Raw genomic sequence first — 19,363 nt, 5'->3', positions numbered from 1 at the left:
GGCCGGATTTGTTCCTTGGGCCTTCCCCCATCATCCGTTATCGTCCGCTTCGAATCTGTATTGCATCGGCGTCTTGCCTGTCGCCTTCTTGAATACCGTGAAGAAGTGGCTCTTCGTCTGGAAGCCCGCGGAATCCATGATTTGCGTAATCGGCCATTCCGTCGAGTGCAGCAGCTTTTTAGCCTTCTCGATCCGCAAGCTCAAGATGAACTCCGAGAGCGAGATTTGCAACGTATCCTTGAATATCGTTCGCACATAATTCGGAGAAAGACTGATATGTTCGGCAATCTCTTCAATGGTTAATACCGCTTCCTGCAAGTGCTGGCTGACGTAGTCGACCACGGAAGCCACGACGTCCTCTTTGCGCGCCTCGCGGCTCGGCTTTTGGTTGCGTTCCTTGAAGCCGCCGATTTCTTTCTTCAGCCAGGCATATACCTCGCTCAGGCTGGCAAAGCGGTCGAGCTCGCGCGATACGGACTCAAAATCCTGAAGCGTACCCGCTCGCAAAAAAATCTTTTTCATCTCATAAGCCAGTCTAATCAACTGATACCTGCATTCTTCAAAGGGCAGGTGCGGCAAGCGCGCAAACAATTGTTCCAATACAAGGAACGCCTCATGCTCCTCGCCTCTGCTTACGGATTGCAGAAGCCGTTGGATCAGCTTGTCGGAGAACGGCTCCAATGTTTTCGTCTGAAACCTGTTCCAGTCCGACTCTTCGTAGATCTTGTCTTCGCCGTTCAGAAACTTAAGCATCGAAAACTCCAATGCCTGCCGATAGACGACTTGAAGATTGAAGTCCTGCTCGGAAGTCAATTGATATGCGCACACTGTAGCGATGTTCAAGCACCGGTTAATATTTTCCTTCATCTCGGTCAGCATCCCGTGGATGGCGTCTCCGGACATCGAGTTTGTCCAAAACAATACGATATGATCGTCGTCAAAATCTACGGCTTCGCATTCCGCATGACGGACACGCAGCGTTTCTTGCGCAATGTTGCCCATGGCGTATTTCAGCAGCTTCCTTGAATAGTAATTGTACTGCTCCTCGAACGAAACGTAATATTCGATTCGGACGACCGCAAGCCCCATCTGCTTCGCGTTCGCAACCTTGGTCAGCTCGATCAGCGATTGCCGCGACGCGGTCGGCAGCGTCCCGTTGCGAATCCACAGCCGCAGCATATCCTCGCGAATCGTTTGCTGATTGGATTTGACCGATTGGTTCATCTGCTCGACCTGCGTCACCAGCTTGCCGATCCCGCTGCGGAGAATTTGATGCTCCGATTGAAGGCGTCCGGCCCCGTCCGGCTCCGCCCCATTGCGCTGAATCAAGCCGATCAGCTCGCTGAACGGCATGTAATGCCGGCGGGATACCCAAAAGAGAAAGATGAGCGTCAGGCTCAGCATGACTCCCGCCGCCAACAAGATGGCGTTGCGCAGCTCGTTCAGCTTGAACTGCCAGACGTCCCACGGCGTAAACTGATAGACATGCCATCCTTCGGGCTCAATTTGCGCGGTATGCACGAACCACTTGCGGCCGTCTACCTTCCAATCGAATCGGCTGCCCGGCGTCGCGCCGCTCTCTTTTATGGCCGTCAGCAGCGCTTCGTTATCGTTGCCCAGTATGAAGTTCCCCGCGTCATCCGTTACGATGAGCTGCATCTGGCTGTAGATCTCGGACTGCAGCACGTTTTGATCGAAATCGGTTTTATCGACCATCATGACCAGATAGCCGTCCGAATTTTTCATCGAGTTGTCGCGAATCGCCAGATAGATATAGGACCGGTTGTCGTCGCTATGTCCATGAAAACGAAAATAAGGGCTTCTGTCGCTCCTCACCTTCTGAAGCAGCGGCTGATCGAAAAAATCCTTGTTGTCGAACATCATCTCGCGCAGCGTCCATACTCTGTTCTCCCTCGCACTCATCAAGTAGATGTTATGTATAAAAGGTTCGGAGGCTGCGTATTCCTTCATACTGTTCGACAGGCGCACAAGAAGCTGCGGATCGTTCGGGCTTGAAAACCATTCACGGACCAACTCGTCCGCGAACATGCGCATGCCGTATAAACGAAGCTTGTACAGCGTAAACTCGGTGCTCTTTTGTACCTGCTTGAGCTGATTCTGTATGGTCGAGAGAACCTCTTCCCGTGCGGACTGGGAGAACCTTTGTACCAAATAAAGAGAGAACGCGCTTACAATAACGGTTATCAAAATAGCCGAAGTGACAAATACGCGGAGGTACGTTTTGCGCATGGGCGTTTTTTTCGTCATCGTGTCCAAGAGCCCCTCTTATGGATATCATCTCTCTATAATGAACGGTACGAAGCGGTTTCTTAAAGTACTCATTTTAACAATCCGGGGCCGCGCGGCTTTCTCGCACAGATAAATTTAGTATAGCATCGGGGGGCAAGCATCCTTCTTAAAACCGGCCCTGCTCACATACGGGTAAGATAAAACGGCCTTCATCCCTCGCTACCGGGACAAAGGCCGTTCTACTTTAGATCAATTCGGATTTTTGAAGCAGTCTTTGAATCATGACGGCAATCTCTGCCCGGGTGATAGCCGCTTGCGGGTCAAGCTTGCCGCCGGCTCGGCCGGTTACGATGCCGGCCTGCAGACTGTCGGCTACCGCTTGTTTCGCCCAGGTGGATACGGCTGCCGCATCCGCGTAAGCGCTGAGCGACAACGTATCCGAGCCATTCGGCGATAGCTTGGCTTGCAATCCGGTCAAGCCCATCGCTTTCCGGATGATCGCCATGGCCTGCTCGCGGGTGATCTTTTCCTGCGGGTGGAAAAGACCGTCGCCGAAGCCGTCAATCAGCTTGTAATTGTAAGCAGTCTGCACCACGCCGGCATACCATGCCGCAGGGCTGACATCTGCAAACGCCGATGTACCGCTCTCGACTTTGAGTCCGAGCGCCCGCACGATAATCGCCGCGAACTCCGCGCGCGTCATGCTCAGGTCGGGACTGAACAGCCCGTCTCCCGTGCCGTTAACGATCATCCGCGAGCCCATGTCGTTAACCTCATTTTTCGCCCAGTGGCTCTCGACGTCCCGGAACGCCACCGGATGCCAGACGACCGCGTACAAGCTGTTGGTCAGACTGTTGATAACGGCGTAATACTTTCCGTCGATCATGGTAATCTTGGTCGGAACGTGGCGAACGGTTCCGTCCGGATCGGTCACGACGGCCGTGCTGATCTTGCTGGGATCTACGCCGTCGGGAATCGCGATCGTACGTTCCACGTATGCGTCGAACCGGCTGATCTCGATCGTCTTGCCGCCATAGGTGCCGAGCACGGTAAACTCAACCGGTGCGACAATCAGGCTGAAGCCGTTCTGCGAAGCCGCGTCCGCCACGACTTTGGCGGCATCCGTTGTCGGAGCCGCGATTTGAATATGGATCTTAATGTCTTTCAGATCAACCGTCTGCCCCAGCTGCTTGGAGATCGAATCGATGTCGATCTGCCTGGCGGGCAGCGTATAGGTCGCTTGCGGCGTCTTAATCGTCACGATCGCCTGCTTCAGCTCCATATTTTTCACCATTTGGCCGTTCAGCTCGGCAATGATCACGTCCGATCCGGCGCTGACCGGAATGGTAACGACGGCGTTGCTTCCTTCCGCAGCGAGCCTTTGATCCAGCTTGATCGGGTCCACGGTCACGGTGGTGACCGATTGGCCGTTGACGCTCGAAGTCGACAAGGTTCCAGCCTTCTCTACCTTGCCGTTAACGAGAACTTCAATATCGTTGGCTGCAGGTTCGGACGGGGTTACCGGCGGTACCGTGATGACCGGAGCAGAATTGGATACCGTTACAACGCTAGTTGCGGTAAAACCGCCGTCTGCCGTCGTCGCCGTAATCGTCGCGGTGCCAGCGGCGACCGGCGTGACGATGCCGTTTTCCACCGTCGCAACGCTTGTGTCACTCGAATGCCAGATGACATTCTTGTACGTCGCATCCGACGGTGCAACGGTTGCCCTCAGCGCTTCAGCCGCGCCGCCTCCCGTCAAATGTAAGGTCGGCTTATCCAACGCTACGCCGGTTACGGCTACCGTCGCCGGCGACGCCGTATCGATAATCGCAATGGTAAAGGTCGGGCTCGTTCCCTCGCTCATATCGAACGTGAACGTATGGTCGCCGGTTTCGAGCTTGGACAAGTACTTCTTTTTGAACGTAACCGTTCCGTCCGAACTTACGGAATAGGCCGTATCGGCGACGCTTGTATCGTTAAGCGTAATCCCGATTAGCACGTTGCCGTTCAGCGTCAAAGTCGTAGAGACATCCTGATAATGACCCGCAGACGGATCTTCCGCATTCTTGTCAAAAGTTGCGGAGGTTGGATTCAGGGTGCTGTTATTCGGCGCTACGAAACCGAGTGCTTTCACCGTAACCGTGAACGGTATGCTGTCGGTTGCGCTCCCCTTCGTGATTATCGCCGTGAGCGTGACGGTTTGGTCTCCGGCCGTGTAGGATGGGCGGGTGACCGTGCCGTCGTTGGCGATTGTGGTCAGGGCGTCCGAGGACCACGTAATCGTCGTATTGCTTGCTCCTGTCACTGCAAGCGTCAGGCTTTGCGTGACGCTCGCTGCGCTGTCGCCGCTTGCGTAGCCGATTTCCAGCGCGGCTTTGGCGCTCGCGACGGCCTCCGCGTCGGATTCAGGCAATGCCTTCACCGTGACGGTGAACGGTTTGGTGTCGGTAATGCTGCCTTTCTTAATCGTTGCCGTGAGCGTGACGATCTTGTCTCCAGCCGTGAAGGATGGGCGGATGACGGTGCCGTCATTGGCAATAGAAGCAAGCACATCCGAGAACCAAGTGATCGTCGTATTGCTTGCCCCTGTCGCTGCAAGTGCCAGGTTTTGCGTGACGCTCGCTGCGCTGTCGCCGCTTGCGTAGCCGATTTCCAGCGCAGTTTTTGCGCTCGCGACAGCTTCGGCATCGCTTTCCGGCAGGGCCTTCATCGTGACGGTGAACGGTTTGGTGTCGGTAATGCTGCCTTTCTTAATCGTCGCCGTGAGCGTGACCGTCTGGTCGCCAGCCGTAAAGGACAGGCGCGTGACGGTGCCGTCGTTGGCGATCACAGCAAGCACATCCGAAGACCACGTAATCGTAGTGCCGCTTGCTCCTGCAGCCGCAAGCGTCAGGTCTTGCGTGACGCTCGTTGCGCTGTCGCCGCTTGCGTAGCCGATTTCCAGCGCGGTTTTGGCATTCGCTACAGCCTCCGCGTCGGATTCAGGCAATGCCTTTACCGTTAACGTGAACAGCCTGGTATCGCTCGCGCTGCCCTTCATAATCGTCGCCGTAAGCGTGACGGCCTTGTCTCCGACTGTAAAGGATGGACGCGTAACGGAACCATCGCTGGCAATCGCGGCCGAAACATTAGAGGACCAAGTAATCGTCGTGTCGCTTGCTCCTGCACCCGGAAGCGTCAGATCCTGGGTGACGCTTGTTGCGCTATCGCCGCTTACGTAGCCGATGGCCAGCGCCGTTTTCGCACTCGCGACAGCCTCCGCATCCGTTTCCGGCAATGCTTTTACCGTAACGGTAAACGCTTTGGCGTCGGTCGCACTGCCTTTCTTGATCGTCGCCGTAAGCGTGACGATTCGATCTCCGATCGTATACGACGGACGAGTGACCGAACCGTTATTGGCGATCGTCGTCAAGGTATTAGAGGACCAAGTAATGGTGGTGTCGTTTGTTCCCGAACTCGCAAGCGTTAGATTCTGCGTAACGCTCGCTGCGCTGTCGCCGCTCGCATAGCCGATAGCCAGCGCCGTTTTGGCACCCGCTACAGCATCGTCATCTGTCACAGGCGGTTGAAGTGTCGGATATTGTCCGTCGTTCATCGCCCAGACTGTATCGAAGTCCCATCCCGCACCGGTAAATGTAGCTTTTGTCTTCATTTCAACGGTCGTTTTGGAATCGCCTTTTCCTATATCCGATTGTGCAGTGGTGGTCTTGTCGTAAAAACTGGAAGTGATGGTTCCCGAGGAGTTATCGCCAATGATCCCCCCGGTCACGGAGGTGCCGGTCACCTTGCCCGTAGCATAACTGTTCGTAACGATTCCCCGGAAATGCCTTCCGATAATTCCGCCAACGCTTGCACCGCCAGTTACTGCTCCGGTAGAGTAGCTATTTTCGATGGTGGCATTTGTATTGCCATATCCGCTTATTCCGCCGACATAGGAGCTACTGCCCGTTACGGTGACACTTGAAAAACTTTTAAGAATTTTCCCATAGTTATCTCCTACGATTCCGCCAATATAGTTAACGCCTCCAACTTGCCCACTTACAGAGATATAGCTGATGCTGCCATAATTTCTGCCTATTAAGCCGCCGACAGTGCCATTCCCTATTACATTCACATTAACCAGTTTGACATTATCGACCTTAGCGTTACTGCCCAAAAAGCCGAATAATCCCACATTCGTGACATCCGGAAGATTAATGGTCAAGCCTGAAACCGTATGCCCGGCTCCGTCCAAACGGCCTGTAAAATTAACAGACGAATTGCCGATCGGGTCCCAATTCGAATAACTGCTCAAATCGATATCGTTGCCAAGCTTATAAGAAGAACCAGGCTTATCCCTCATGCTATTGAGTTGATCGGCATCCGTGACGATATAGGGATTTGTTGCGGTTCCCGCCCCCATCATAGGTGTGCCCGCCGCATGGGCCGTGTGATTATAGAAAAACGGTTGAATGGTAGAAAAAAGCATTAGTAATAACAGTCCAAGCGAAAATCTGCGCAACATGTTTTTCTTCCCTTCTTTCCTTATTTATAAAAATTTTGGGGCGCCCCTCTGTCAATGTTGCTTTCTTCTGCCGCGTCCTATTGGTTTTTACTATTTAAGGTTATGAAGGCTAAGAATCCCCCCTCTTGCAATTAAATGTCAATAAAGGTCAAACTGTGCACAAAGAAATATCTAGTTAATGATAACAAGCAGTACTTAACATATACTGAAAGACTTCCTGCTGGAGAATGACTTTTGCGGGAGAACGAAGGATTACGGGATGTCTTTCGCTTAAAGTTCCGGATTGACTTATGTTTTCCAATGGTCTAACTTGGAATTAAGAGTTTACGCAGGAGGCGATTGAATGAAGGAAGTCCCCATGCCTTATATTAAGTCCAATCAGACCGGCATCGTCCTGTTTGCCGTCTTGTCTTTTTTCTTCGCACCCTTGTGGCTGCTGGCCATTCTGTGGCTGATCGAGGTCGTCGGCCTTGCGACGGGCGGAAAGTATAACCTGTTTGTACGAATCGCGAAGCCTTGGCTGAAGACGGCAGGCAAAGAAACGCAAGCGCTGGAGCTGGCCCGCTTCAACAATACGCTTGCGGTCATCTTCCTGAGCTTGGCCGTCCTCAGCTTCTCGCTAGGCTGGACCATCGCCGGGTATGCTTTCGCCGTCATGCTGCTGGCCGCCGCCGGAGCCGCCCTGCTCGGCTACTGCATCGGCTGCACGGTTTACTTTCAGTACAAGCAATTGCTCGCGAGAAGGCGGATCCGTCATTCGTAAGCCGAAAAGGCACGTAGTCGAATAAGCCGATCGTGAGTCGAAAAGACCGTCGGTAGTCGAAAAGGCCGATTGTTAGCCGAAAAGGCTCATTGATCGGCCTGTCATTGCCCGCGCCGTTCCTTCGCCGCAATGCCTGCAAATATACATCTATTTTTGCCGATTTCGACCCTTTTGGTTAGAAAAGATGCAAATGTGCATCTATTTTCCTCCATCAGCCGGATTTCCCGCCTGTGCGTTGCATTTACCTGCACATTTGCAGGTATTTCATCTGGTGCCGTTGGTCAACAGAAAATACATGTGCAAATGCAGGCTTTTTGATCCGCCTGCCTGTCTGCCTGAGTGCGGACTGACTGACTGAAACTGATTGACTGCCGACTGCTGACTGCTGACTGCCGACTGACTGCCTCACTACCGCCTGCCTGCCGACTGACTGCCGACTGACTGCCGACTGACTGCCTCACTACCGCCTGCCTGCCGACTGACTGCCCGTCCTTCATCCGAATAGCTTCGGTACGCCGATCGCGCGCTTGCCTGTCCAAATCGCCGCCGATATTATACTCGGATCTTCCTAAATAATCTTCCTCAATGTTCTTCCTCAATGTTCTTCCTCAATAATCCTCCAGAATGATCATCCTAAAAAGACCGCCGTCCCCCCATGCCATAAGCGCAGGGGAATCGGCGATCTTTTTACGTCCATCTCTTACTCAAAATCAAGCCTCAAGCGCCAATACCATGACGCCATACGCCGGCAGCTCCCGCTCGCCATCCATCCGCTCTCCCGTCAACAGCTCGCTTGCGGCCTGCTTGAAGCGAATCGCCGCGGGCCGGTCGGCGTAGTTCAGCAGGAAGAGGTAGCTCCTGTCGCACGCAGACCGAATGCCAAGCTCCACTTCGGCCGGCGCATCCAGCAGATCGGACACCGGAGACGCCAGTCCAAGCGTGTCGATCAGCGCATCGACGACCGGCTCGCTGTAAGCCGCCCCGTAGTACCAGGTATGCCCCTTGCCTGCCGCGCGCTTCGTCAGCGCAGGCGTCCCTGCGTAATATTCGCTGGCGTACGCCGCTACAACCTCGGTGTCCGGATCTTCGACGCGCAGCACCTCGTTGAAGCCTTCCGCCTTCGTACCCGCAGGCAAGCGGCCGTCCTTCCATTGCACTTGCGCAGCCGGTACCGTGCCCTTAATTAACGTGAAGTCTTCGACGTTAATCCCGCACAGCTCGGCCACAGGACCCGGGAATGGCCGCATATAGCAGTGTCCGTCCAAGTTCTTGTAGCCGGTGCGAGCGCCGAAAAAGAGCTGTCCGCCCTGCCGGGCGTACTGCGTAAGCAGCGCCGCCGTCTCGTCGCTCATAATTGCCGGATGCGGATACACGATCACCTTGTATTTGGCCAATTCCGCCAGCGAGGTCGCGGGGCGCAGCGTGATCACATCCGTCGGAATATGACGGTACTGCAGCTGCTTGTACCACGCCCCCATGCTCCGCCACCGCAGCGGACCATGCCACTCGTCCAGCTCCCCGTCCCATGTATTGTCGTAATCCTGCAAAATCGCCACTTCCGCCTGATAAATCGTACCTGCGACGGCGGCGCCGATTTTCCGGAACTCGTCGCCAACCTGCGCGACCTCGCGCACTCTGCGATTAGGTTGGTTATGATAGTCGTTAATCCCGTGCCAGTACATCTCGGTGCCGAACGTAGCCGTCCGCCAGCGGAAGTAGACGAGCAGGTCGGTGCCGTGCAGGACGGACTGATAAGACCACAGCCGGATCTGTCCCGGCCGGGGCGTGCCCATACCGATCCGGTTCACCCACCCGCCCGGCCCGGATTGCTGCTCCATGACGCAGAAGTTGGGCGAGATCGACCGGACATTGGACAGGCTCATGCTCCAACCGCGGTCGCGAAGCGGATTCTCGTCTTCCCCCGGGAAGATCGTCGAGAATTGCGGGTACGAATCGTACGAAAAGAAATCGAGCAGCCGCTCCGTCAGCTCATGATTGTCCAGGTGGCCGAACGTGCCGTTCGTCGTCACCCAGTGCTGCGGCGCAAGCTCGCGGACGATATCGGCCTGCAGCTTCGCGAACGAGATCGTATTGTCGGAGATGAATCGCTTCTCGTCCAGCGCCAGATGCGGATTCGGCGAGGGATTGACCATTGGCCGCGTGAGATGAACCTGCTCCCAATCCGTGTAGGTCTGACTCCAAAAGACGGTGCCCCACGCTTTGTTCAAGGCGTCCAGCGAGCCGTAACGCCGCTTCAGCCACTCGCGGAACGCGGTATGATCGGCTTCCGCATAGAAAACGTTGGTCTCGCAGTTCAACTCGTTGTCGATCTGCCAGCCGATGACCGCAGGATGGTCCTTGTACGCCTCCACCATGTTGCGCACGACGCGCTCGCACAATTGCCTGTAGAGCGGGCTGCTATAATTGTAGTGCCGCCGCATGCCGTGCCGATATAGAACGCCGTCCACGCTCGCGTTCAACACCTCGGGATACTTGTGCGTCAGCCAGGCGGGCGGCGTCGCGGTCGGCGTGCCCAGAATAACCTGGATGCCGTTCGCGTGCGCCAAGTCCAAGACACGATCAAAGAAGGAGAAGTCGAAGCGCCCTTCTTCCGGTTCAAGCAGGGCCCATGCGAACTCCGCCAGCCGCACGACCGTAATGTTCATCTCCCGCATACGCCGGAAATCGTCTTCCCACAGTTCCTCCGGCCAATGCTCCGGGTAATAGCAGACGCCCAGCCGCAGCTCGTCCATTCGGATCGATTTTGCCATCGCTTTCTTCGGCTCCCCTCGCTTATCGATACCTTCATTTTAGAGGAGTCGCGGCCGCGCTCATATGACAAATACATGCGACTTCTATTAAAATGTTGTTATCGGGTCAACGACAACTGACTGATTTTGCCGTAATCTTATCGTCGAACTTTAAAATTCCGTGGATGGAGGCTCTCCCATGCGCGAGCATATTTTCCTGCCGAAGCCCTTGTTTCCCAGGCATGTTTGCTTTCCGGATTTTATCGGCGGCTACAGCCATTTTCCGGAGCATGCCGTGAACCGCGAATACCAGACCAAGGAAAGCCGTATGGACCGCCTCTACAATTTGCATATCGTGCTGGACGGGAAAGGATTTCTTGAGGCGGACGGACAGCGCTACGAGCTGACGCGGGGACAAGGGTTCCTGTACGGCCCCGGCCTCAGGCAGGTGTACCGCTCCGATGCCGGCGAACCGTGGCATATCAGATGGGTGCATTTCTTCGGCGAACGCCTCGAGGAGCTGCTCGACGGGAAGGGGCTCGACGGACCGTGGCTATTCGCCCTGTCGGACCTCCCTCCCTTAGAAGCGCTGCTCGATCGATTGCTGGGGCTGGGGCGGTCCTACCAGATCGACGACGAATACAGCATGGCGGGAACGCTTTACGAGCTGCTGGCCAGATTGCAGGAAACGTCATCGCGGTTGAACGTGCCCGCCAGCTCCGCCGCCGACCGGATTCGGACGGCAGCCAATTATGTGCGGGCACACAGCCGCGAGCCTTTTACGATCGAACAGGCGGCGGCGCTGGCCGGCTACAGCGCTCACCATTTCAGCCGCAAGTTCAGCGCGACTTTCGGAAAATCGTTTCCCGACTTCCTGCTCGAATCCAGGCTGATTCACGCGAAGCGCCTGCTGGCGTCCACGCAGTTGTCCGTCAAACAGATCGCGCTGGAGACGGGCTTCTCGCAGGCGAGCTATTTCAGCTCGTGCTTCCGGCGCGCGGAAGGCATGACCCCGCTCCAGTTTCGAAGCCTGCATTTGCCCCGCACCGATTAAGCGCCGGGCAGAACGCATCCTTTCAACCACGCGCCAATCTGATCAATCGAACCGGCCCGAGCAGCCCGCTCGGCTCCTGCTGCGCAAAGGCGGACAGGAAGTCCCGCTGCTCCTTGGCCAGCGTATTCGTGACCTCGATGACTAGCCGGTTTTTGCCGACTTTGAGCAGACCTGTCGCATCGATCCGGTACGGGGGGCAGATTCGGACGCCGGCCCGTTCGCCGTTGAGCCACGCCTCCGCCGTCTCGTACGCCTCGCCCAAATCAAGTTGGATCGCCTCGTCGGCCCCGGGCTCGCTCCATACGAATTCCGTTTCATAGCGGATCGTGCCCGAAAATCGCGGCAAAGCCTCCGGCCCGCTCATATTCTTCAGCTCGGTCAGCGTACCCCACCCCGTAAAATGGGGGTATCGCTCGGCATCGGCAACGGAAACGTTCCATTCGCCGCGCAGCTCAATGGCGGTTTTTGCCGAACCTGCCGAACCTTCGGAAAGTCTCGGAATTGCTGAATGCGCCTCAAGACCGGAGCCGTTGAGCACGAGGACGGATTCGTACGGTTCGAGGACGATCTCAACCGAAGCTCCTTTCCCGCCGTTAACTCCATTAATTCCATCGACGCTTAATCGGGTTAACCGGTTCAAGAACGCATCATAGGCATAAACGTCGCCGTCGACCGGCAGCGCAACCCTGTTGCGAATCGTCCGATTCGGATGCTCGTTAAAAAACATGAAGACTTCCAAGCCTTCATGTACATAACGATAGCTACGGAGATACGGCTCGTACGAGTCGACGCGGATATCGTAATGTCCGTCCGCGATCAGCTCCGACGCCAGTTCGGCCAATGCGACCCGCTTCACGTTCGGATGTCCGGCAAGCAGAGACAGCTCGGCACTCACGTCATCGCCCTCGCTCGACCGGGTCGGCAGCCCGTCGACGAAACGAACGGCTACGCCCTGCCCGGCGAGCTGAACGACACGCCGGATCAAGGCCGCCGGCAGCGCCTCCGCATACGGTACGATCAGGCATGCGTAATCCTCCAGATGCACGCGCAGTCTGCCTTCGCGCACGCTCGCCTCCGCCAGGAGGACGTCGGCCGGTACGACGTCGCAATCGATTTGCCGCTGCATCAGCACTTTTACGGGCTTGTGAAAATACATCGCCGGCCCCGACCACTCGGCTTCGGCGTGGTACAGGACGGCCGCGGTCGCCATATGCCTGCCGCCGGACAGGAGATGGCTGATGCGGTTGGTATAGTCGTTTAAAATTTTGTAGTAGCGGTACTGCGGATTTTTCCCGTCCGCGTACAGATGCGGCGGGCAGTCCGGATCCGGGAACGCCTTTTGGGAAAAGGCATGCGGCACGAAATAGTTCACGCCGCGCACGAGCATGTGATCCGTGAGCCACTTCATCAGCTTGAGCCCTTCCGCCCAGCCGTAGGCGCCGAACACTTCGCACATCGTCCGCCCCTGTTTTTTCGGATCGATATGCGCGAGCGATACGCCGAGCTTGGCCAGGCCGTAGTGGAAAAACTCGCTGTCGGTCTCCCCCGCCGGCCAGCGGAAAGGCACTTCGTCGAAGCCCGGAACGATCTGCCACAGCACGACGTCGATGCCCGACATATGCTGTCCCCCGAGCGCGCGGAAAAAGTGTCCGGCCCCGGAACCCAACCTTGCGTGCACGTTGTTGTCCTCCAGCACATGCCCGATATATTCGACGCCGCGTTCGCTGCACCACGCGCCGAGCTGATCGCAGAAGTTTTCCCCGTAAAGCTTGCTGACAGTGTTCATATAGGCGTATCGTACAGCATGCGATCGTTCTCCCGCATCGTGCCAGAGGAGATGCAGCCGCTCGCGGTATTCGTCGCCCAGCGCCTGCGCCAGCAGCGCCGGCAGCTCGCTGCTCCAAGGAAGCACGACTCCTTGCTTGCCGGGCTTCGAGTTGAAGTCGAACGTCGTCTTGTCGTTGTAAAATCCGGGCTCGTCCGAGAAAAATCCGGCGAACGTCTTCCCGAAATCCGCCTTGTACCGCGCATAAACCGCCTCGTATACCGTATCGATCAGTATCCGCACGGAAGCCGGGTCCAGCGGGTTTAAATAATCCGCCTGCGCCTGGCTGCCCCCGTCTTTGTTTTCCGATACGATAAAGACACGCCAATAGCCCTCGGGAATATCCCAGTACAGGATCCCGTCCTGCGCCAGGTTGGTGAGGTCGACGTATTCTTCAAGCAAGGCGCCGCCCGCCGGATCCCGGCGGACCGCGACGACGGAGACCAGCTTGTTTTGGCCGTTCGCGCTCCCGGGCGTCGAGATCGTAGGCCGGAGCCCGTTCTGAAGCAGCGTATCCAGCAGTAATGACGCGCCGCGGGCGGGGCCGACGACATCGACGTGGCGTTCGCCGAGAAATACGCGACGCAGCGCCTCCGGCGCCTCCTTGACCTTCCCTACTGCATGGCCCGTCGGAAAGTGGTCGTCGTCGAGCAGCCATACCTTCATGCCGCGCTTGCGGGCTTCGTCCATCACGATATCCATATCCGTCCACCACTTCGGACCGAGAAAATCGGGGTGCGGACGAGACTCGATGCACACCGCCCCGATACCGGCTTCATGGACGCGGGCCATCTCTTCCCGGATCGCCCGCTCTGCCTCCCCGTGCTGCCACAGAAACGGTAGAATGTAATTTTGCCCTTTGCCCTCGAGCACTTCCCGAAGTCGATCGCTCATGTCACAACCCCCTGCTTCGCTTCATTAAAAAAATCCGCCCGTCTTCGAGCCGGGCGGATCAGGATCACCTGCAAACGAATTATTTCTTCACTTTCTCGTACCACGCTCTCGCGCGCTTCGTCACTTCTTCGCCGCCGGCCTTGTTCCACTTGTCCACGAACTCGTCGAACTTGTCGATCGGATATTTGCCGAGAATGATCTTGCTGGCATACTCGATGAACAGCGTGCGGTTGTTGATATCCGCATAGCCCTCGTAGACGCTGGCCGGCATACCGTCGCCGGCGATAACCTTGGCGTATTTTTGCGCTTCCTGCATGTTTGCCGTTACCTGATCGGCGATCCACTTGCTGTCTTCGGACGCGGTGCTGTTGAACAGATCGGTCGTGAACGCAAGCGTAGCCGAGCTGGAGTACGGGTTCAGGATTTGATTTTCCTGGGTGCTCTTGTCGTCCGGCAGCTTGACGGCTTGGCCGTCCTTCATCGTATAGTGCATGCCTTCCACGCCGAGATACAGGTCCTTCCAGTTTTTCTTGTCGTACATGTTGTTCAGCAGCTTCAAGGTCGCCATCAGCTTCTTCTCGTCCTTGTTGTTTTTCACGACCCATTGCGGCGGACCGACGCGCTTCCACGTGTAGAAGCCGTCGTAGCCTTCAACCTTAGGAACTGGGAGTACGGAAAATTGCGCCTTCACGCCCGTGTTCTTCTGCAGATTTTCCAGGTTGAGATTCAACTGCTCGACCCAGTGGAAGTAGTTGCCTGCCTTGTTCGACGTAATCTTGCCGTCCCACTTGGCTTTGTCGTTCAGCAGCGTTTCCGGATCCATCAGGCCGTCCTTGTACAGCTTGGCGATGAACGCCAGCGCGGCCTTCATGTTCGGCGTCACCGCGGCGTACGTCAGCTGGCCGTCGTACAGATCCCAGTCCGGATAGCCTTCGAACATCGCGACGCCGTACATCGCGAACAGATGGTCCATCCACCGCGCTTCCTGACGGCCGCCCGTCGGCAGCTCGTCCTTCTGCCCGTTGCCGTTCGGGTCCTTGTCCCTGAACGCCTCGAGCACCTTCACGTATTCGTCCTGGGTCGTCGGCATCGAGAGACCCACCTTGTCGAGCCAATCCTGGCGGATCATGCCGGCGTACCTGCCGTAATCGACCGAGCCGGGGATGTAGTAGATCCGCCCCTGGCCGGTCGGATCGTTCGCCTTGACGATATCCCACATTTCCTCCGGAATGACGGCAAGGACGTTCGGTGCGTACTTCGGCAGCAAGTCGGTCAAATCGGCAATCGCGCCATTTTTGGCCAGGCTGTCCTCGATACCCTGCTGCGGCGTGAACAGATCCGGCATCTCGTTCGCGGCGATCTTCAGGTTCAGCTGGTTCAGGTAGTTGGTGCCGCCGTTCCATTCCACGTACGGATTAATGACGCCGACGCCAAGCTTCTCCTTGTACAGCTCGTACAGCTTGCTGCCTTTGTCGACCGGCTTGTAGCCGATGTTCGTCCCCCATACTTCGATATCGACGATCTCCGCGTCGCTGCCGGCTTGACTCTGCGCGGCTGGAGAAGAAGTTCCCTCGGCGGAATTGGAACTTCCGCTGCAACCGGTTGCAGTGACGACCGCCAGCAGCGCGGCCGCCGTCAGCAGCCCCATCTTTTTCTTCTTCATGCGTTGCTCCCCCTTAAAATGAATGCGGAAATAATATGTTTAGGCGATTAGCCGCTAAACCTGAAGGCATATTTTACCCTTTAACCGAGCCGATCATGGCCCCTTTGACAAAGTACTTCTGCAAAAACGGGTACGCCGCAACGATCGGGATAATCGCGAAGATGACGGTTACGGCCCTTAGCGTCCGTTCATTATAGTTCAGATTGGCTGCCGACACCGCCCCCGACATGATGACGTTATCGTCGGTGATGAATTGTCTAATCTTGATCTGAAGCGGGAACCAATCCGGATTTTGCAGGAACAGGAGCGGATGCTGGAACTGGTTCCACAGCACGACGCCGTAGAATAAAGCCAGCGTCGCCAATACGGCTTTGGACAGCGGGAGCACGAATTGGAACAGCATCCGGAAGTACCCGCAGCCCTCCAGGAAAGCCGCCTCCTCCAATTCCTTGGAAAATTGCTTGAAAAACGTTCGCATGATGATGAGGTTAAACGGGTTCAGCACATGCGGCACGATCAGCACCAGCGGATTGTTGTAGAGGCCGAGTCCCCGCAGGGTGAGAAAATACGGGACGATCGGCGCTTTGAAGATCATCGCGACGACGACGCCGATCATAATGACCCCGCCCCAGCGAAACTCCGGCTTCGACAGCGGGTAGGCGAGCAGTGCCGTCATCAGCAGCGCCAGTACGGTGCCGATCAGCGTCGAGCTGAGCGTCAGGGCGAACGACCGCCACAGGTCCGGCCGATCGATGATGTAGCGCCAGGAGTCCAGGGTAAGCTGCTTGGGCCAAAGGGTGACCAGGTTCATGTCGACGGCGCTTTTGGAGCTCAGCGAGGTGGCGACGACGGACAGGAGCGGAATGAGCGCGAGCGCCGACAAGAGGATGAGCAGCACGGTGACGGCGGATACGAATACTTTTTCGCTTCTCGTTTCAGACAAGTCTACCAGAGCCCCCCATCCGATACTTTTCTCGATAACCGGTTAAAGACGAACACCAGGATAAATCCGACCACCGACTGGAACAAGCCGACGGCGGTGGCGAAGCTGTACTGCGCCTGCTGGATGCCGGTCCGGAAGACGTACGTGTCCAGAATGTCGCCGGCGCTGTAGGTCATCGGCGTGAGCAGGTTGAACACCTGATCGAAGCCCAGGTCCAGGAAGTTGCCGATCTCGAGGAGGAACAGCACCAGGACGGTCGGCAGGAGAAGCGGAAAAGTGATGTGACGGATCTGCCTGATCTTGGAGGCGCCGTCGATCATCGCCGATTCGTACAGCTGCGGGTCGATCGCGCTGATCGCGGCCATGTAGACGACCGTGCCCCACCCCGCATCCCGCCAGATGGAGGTGATGACGTAGATGATCCGGAAGTACCCGCTCTCCTGCATGGCCAGCACCGGCTCGTGCCCGAACCAGCCGAGGACGATGTTGAACAATCCGCTCAGCGAGAAGAAGTCGAAGACGATGCCGGATACGATAACCCAGGACAAAAAGTGCGGAATGTAAAGCGCGGTTTGCACGCCCTTTTTCAGCGCGGACTTGCGGATCTCGTTGATCATCAGCGCCAGCAGGACCGGCACAGGGAACACCAGCACAATTTTCAGCAAGCCCAGCATAAGCGTGTTGCCGAAGACGCGGGCGAAGTCGGGATGATCAATCAACGTTTTGAAATGCTTGAAGCCCACCCAGGGACTGTCGACGAACCCTTTGAAAACAGAGTAATCCTTAAATGCGATTACAGCGCCGGCCAGCGGAATGTATTTGAATAGGATCAGAAAAACGATTCCGGGTATCGCCATGGCGTACAGCGGCCAATACACTTTCATCCGTTGCAGTGCGGCTGTTCTCAACCTTGCCCCTCCTTGCTCCTGACTTGAATTCGCTTACAAACTAATGATAGCCGCGGCGGCGATTGGCCTCAATCGGACAGAATCAAGGTTAAACAGGGGCATTTTTTAGGAATAAACATAGGAAAAGAAGCTCCGAATAGAGCTATTGGGTACGGTGGGCTGGCTGGAAGGATAAAAAAAACCACCCTGAATGGCGTGGTTGGCGTGGTAGTTAAGATCACATATCCGGCTGCCGCTTGCGGTATTCCGTAGGCTTGAGGCCGGTCCATTTTTCGAACAGCCGCGCAAAATATTGGGTGTCCGAATATCCGACGCGCTGGCAAATTTCGTACACCTTCAGATCGGTCCGCTCCAGCAGCTCCTTCGCCTTGCCGATCCGGACCTTCGCCAGAAAACTCACGTAGGTCTCCCCCGTTTTCTGCTTGAAGATCTGGCTCAAATAGATCGGGCTGATGTAAAAACGCGAAGACAGTTCGGCAAGGCTGATCGGCTGATCGAAGTTCGCCGTGACGTAAGCCTTGATCTCGGCGATCAGATCCTTTTTCTGCGGCATCCGATGCTCCCGCTTGAACGCGATTAGCGCCTTGATCGCCTGGACCGTCCATTCCTCAAAGCATGCGATCGTCTTAAACTTCGAGATTTCCTCCAGCGATAAAATGTGGCGTCCCAAAAAATCGGATTGCCGGAGCTGCTCGACCGACATTGTCCGCACGCTCGACAGCAGAAGGTTGACGCACTGCAGCCGAAGATCGGCCGGGCTCATGCCAGGCGCGGTCTCCATCTCGCGAAAAATCTCGTGGATGATGCCGGCGCATCCCGCTTCGTCCAAATTGTCGATGTCGGCCGAAAGCTCCGCAATTCGTTCAGCGTCTATCTGCAGACGCTTTTCGTCCATGCGGATATCGGGGTACGGAATGACGGCGTCCGCCCCTTTGATCACCTTATAGCCCAGCGCATGCCGTGCCTCCTCAAAGGACTCGCTGATGCCCGACGCGCGTCGGTGCATCGTGCCGATGCCGGCGGCGAAGCGCAGCTGCAATTCGCGACCGAGCGCTTCCCTCAGCTGCCGGACGGACCCGACCAGATCGCTGTAGTCGATTTCCTTATCGTGAGCCGCCAGTACGGCAAATTGGGCACCCGAATATCGAAATCGGTATACGCCCTTGTACTGGGCCAAGGCCTGTTCGATGTGCCGGTAAACGGGCTCCAGGCCGGTTTCCTTCACGCGCTCGACGCTCTCGTCGAACTCCATGAGGACGCAGACGAACCGGGTTGGGTCTGCCGGCAGCCCGGCGAGCCTTAGGAGTTCCTCCGCGAGGTCGGCATGATCGGCGCCGATCTCGAAAAGGTCCCTCATTGCGCTTTCCTGATTGCGATGGTGCACCTCCTGCTTGAGCGCGTCCACTTCCCGCAGCTTGTCCCGGTCCGCGCGTATCGACGCCATGACCTGGCGCACACAGTCACGCAGCTCCTCTTCCTCGACAGGCTTGTTGATATAAAAGCGTACGCCCAGCTGCATCGCCTGACGCGCATATTCGAAGTCGGCATAGCCGCTCAGCAAAATGAACTTTGTCGGACTGCCCGCTTCGGTCAGCTTCTTGATCATATCCAGGCCGTCGGACTGCGGCATGCGAATATCCGTAATCGCGATATCCGGATGCAGCTTGCGAATGAGCTCGCAGCCTTCCGCGCCATTGTATGCGACGCCGATCACTTGACACTCCGGAACATAGCGGCCGAGCATTTTTTGGAGTCCCGCTACGATGCCTTTTTCGTCGTCCACCAACACGATGTTCACGTGTATCGCTC

Annotated in this window: 10 protein-coding genes and 1 pseudogene; 2 read left to right on the top strand and 9 right to left on the bottom strand. The window is 56.5% G+C overall.

The window, feature by feature from the left end; translation table 11 throughout:
• Nucleotides 1-30 precede the first annotated feature (30 nt).
• The 3 genes and pseudogenes from ACFSR7_RS09030 to ACFSR7_RS09020 all read right to left on the bottom strand — a co-directional run.
• Complete coding sequence (locus tag ACFSR7_RS09030) at nucleotides 31-2,268, bottom strand: helix-turn-helix domain-containing protein (RefSeq protein WP_378160708.1); 2,238 nt, start codon at nucleotides 2,266-2,268, stop codon at nucleotides 31-33.
• A 226-nt stretch (nucleotides 2,269-2,494) separates the two neighbouring features.
• A complete protein-coding gene (locus ACFSR7_RS09025; RefSeq protein ID WP_378161159.1) occupies nucleotides 2,495-5,902 on the bottom strand; it encodes an immunoglobulin-like domain-containing protein in 3,408 nt (1,135 codons plus the stop codon).
• Between the two features lie 138 nt (nucleotides 5,903-6,040).
• Nucleotides 6,041-6,592, bottom strand: a pseudogene (locus tag ACFSR7_RS09020) (GLUG motif-containing protein); the annotation flags it as partial.
• Between the two features lie 505 nt (nucleotides 6,593-7,097).
• Between ACFSR7_RS09020 and ACFSR7_RS09015 the strand changes: the two are divergent.
• A complete protein-coding gene (locus ACFSR7_RS09015) occupies nucleotides 7,098-7,517 on the top strand; it encodes a DUF4395 domain-containing protein (RefSeq protein ID WP_378160706.1) in 420 nt (139 codons plus the stop codon).
• A 710-nt stretch (nucleotides 7,518-8,227) separates the two neighbouring features.
• Here ACFSR7_RS09015 and ACFSR7_RS09010 read toward each other — a convergent pair.
• Complete coding sequence (locus ACFSR7_RS09010) at nucleotides 8,228-10,288, bottom strand: beta-galactosidase (RefSeq protein WP_378160704.1); 2,061 nt, start codon at nucleotides 10,286-10,288, stop codon at nucleotides 8,228-8,230.
• Nucleotides 10,289-10,466: 178 nt separating this feature from the next.
• Here ACFSR7_RS09010 and ACFSR7_RS09005 point away from each other — a divergent pair, with 178 nt between their 5' ends.
• Entirely contained in the window at nucleotides 10,467-11,321 is an 855-nt protein-coding gene (locus ACFSR7_RS09005) for a helix-turn-helix transcriptional regulator (protein WP_378160702.1), read from the top strand.
• Nucleotides 11,322-11,343: 22 nt separating this feature from the next.
• Here the strand turns inward: ACFSR7_RS09005 and ACFSR7_RS09000 are convergent, their stop codons facing one another.
• The 5 genes from ACFSR7_RS09000 to ACFSR7_RS08980 all read right to left on the bottom strand — a co-directional run bounded on the left by ACFSR7_RS09000 (nucleotide 11,344) and on the right by ACFSR7_RS08980 (nucleotide 19,352).
• Nucleotides 11,344-14,040 carry a glycosylhydrolase-like jelly roll fold domain-containing protein gene (locus ACFSR7_RS09000; protein WP_378160700.1) on the bottom strand — a complete coding sequence of 899 codons (2,697 nt, stop codon included), beginning with the start codon at nucleotides 14,038-14,040 and terminating at the stop codon, nucleotides 11,344-11,346.
• A gap of 79 nt (nucleotides 14,041-14,119) precedes the next feature.
• Nucleotides 14,120-15,703, bottom strand: coding sequence for a type 2 periplasmic-binding domain-containing protein (locus tag ACFSR7_RS08995; protein WP_378160698.1), 1,584 nt, complete (start codon nucleotides 15,701-15,703; stop codon nucleotides 14,120-14,122).
• Between the two features lie 73 nt (nucleotides 15,704-15,776).
• Nucleotides 15,777-16,646 carry a carbohydrate ABC transporter permease gene (locus tag ACFSR7_RS08990; RefSeq protein WP_378160696.1) on the bottom strand — a complete coding sequence of 290 codons (870 nt, stop codon included), beginning with the start codon at nucleotides 16,644-16,646 and terminating at the stop codon, nucleotides 15,777-15,779.
• 2 nt (nucleotides 16,647-16,648) lie between these two features.
• Entirely contained in the window at nucleotides 16,649-17,530 is an 882-nt protein-coding gene (locus ACFSR7_RS08985) for an ABC transporter permease (RefSeq protein ID WP_378161157.1), read from the bottom strand.
• Nucleotides 17,531-17,771: 241 nt separating this feature from the next.
• Entirely contained in the window at nucleotides 17,772-19,352 is a 1,581-nt protein-coding gene (locus ACFSR7_RS08980) for a response regulator (RefSeq protein ID WP_378160694.1), read from the bottom strand.
• Nucleotides 19,353-19,363 lie beyond the last annotated feature (11 nt).

It is taken from the genome of Cohnella sp. GCM10020058, assembly GCF_042683485.1.
In the GTDB taxonomy this organism is placed as follows: Bacteria; Bacillota; Bacilli; order Paenibacillales; family Paenibacillaceae; genus Cohnella.
The sequence above is the reverse complement of the archived record's forward strand: the minus strand, read 5'-3'. Positions and strand labels throughout refer to the sequence as shown.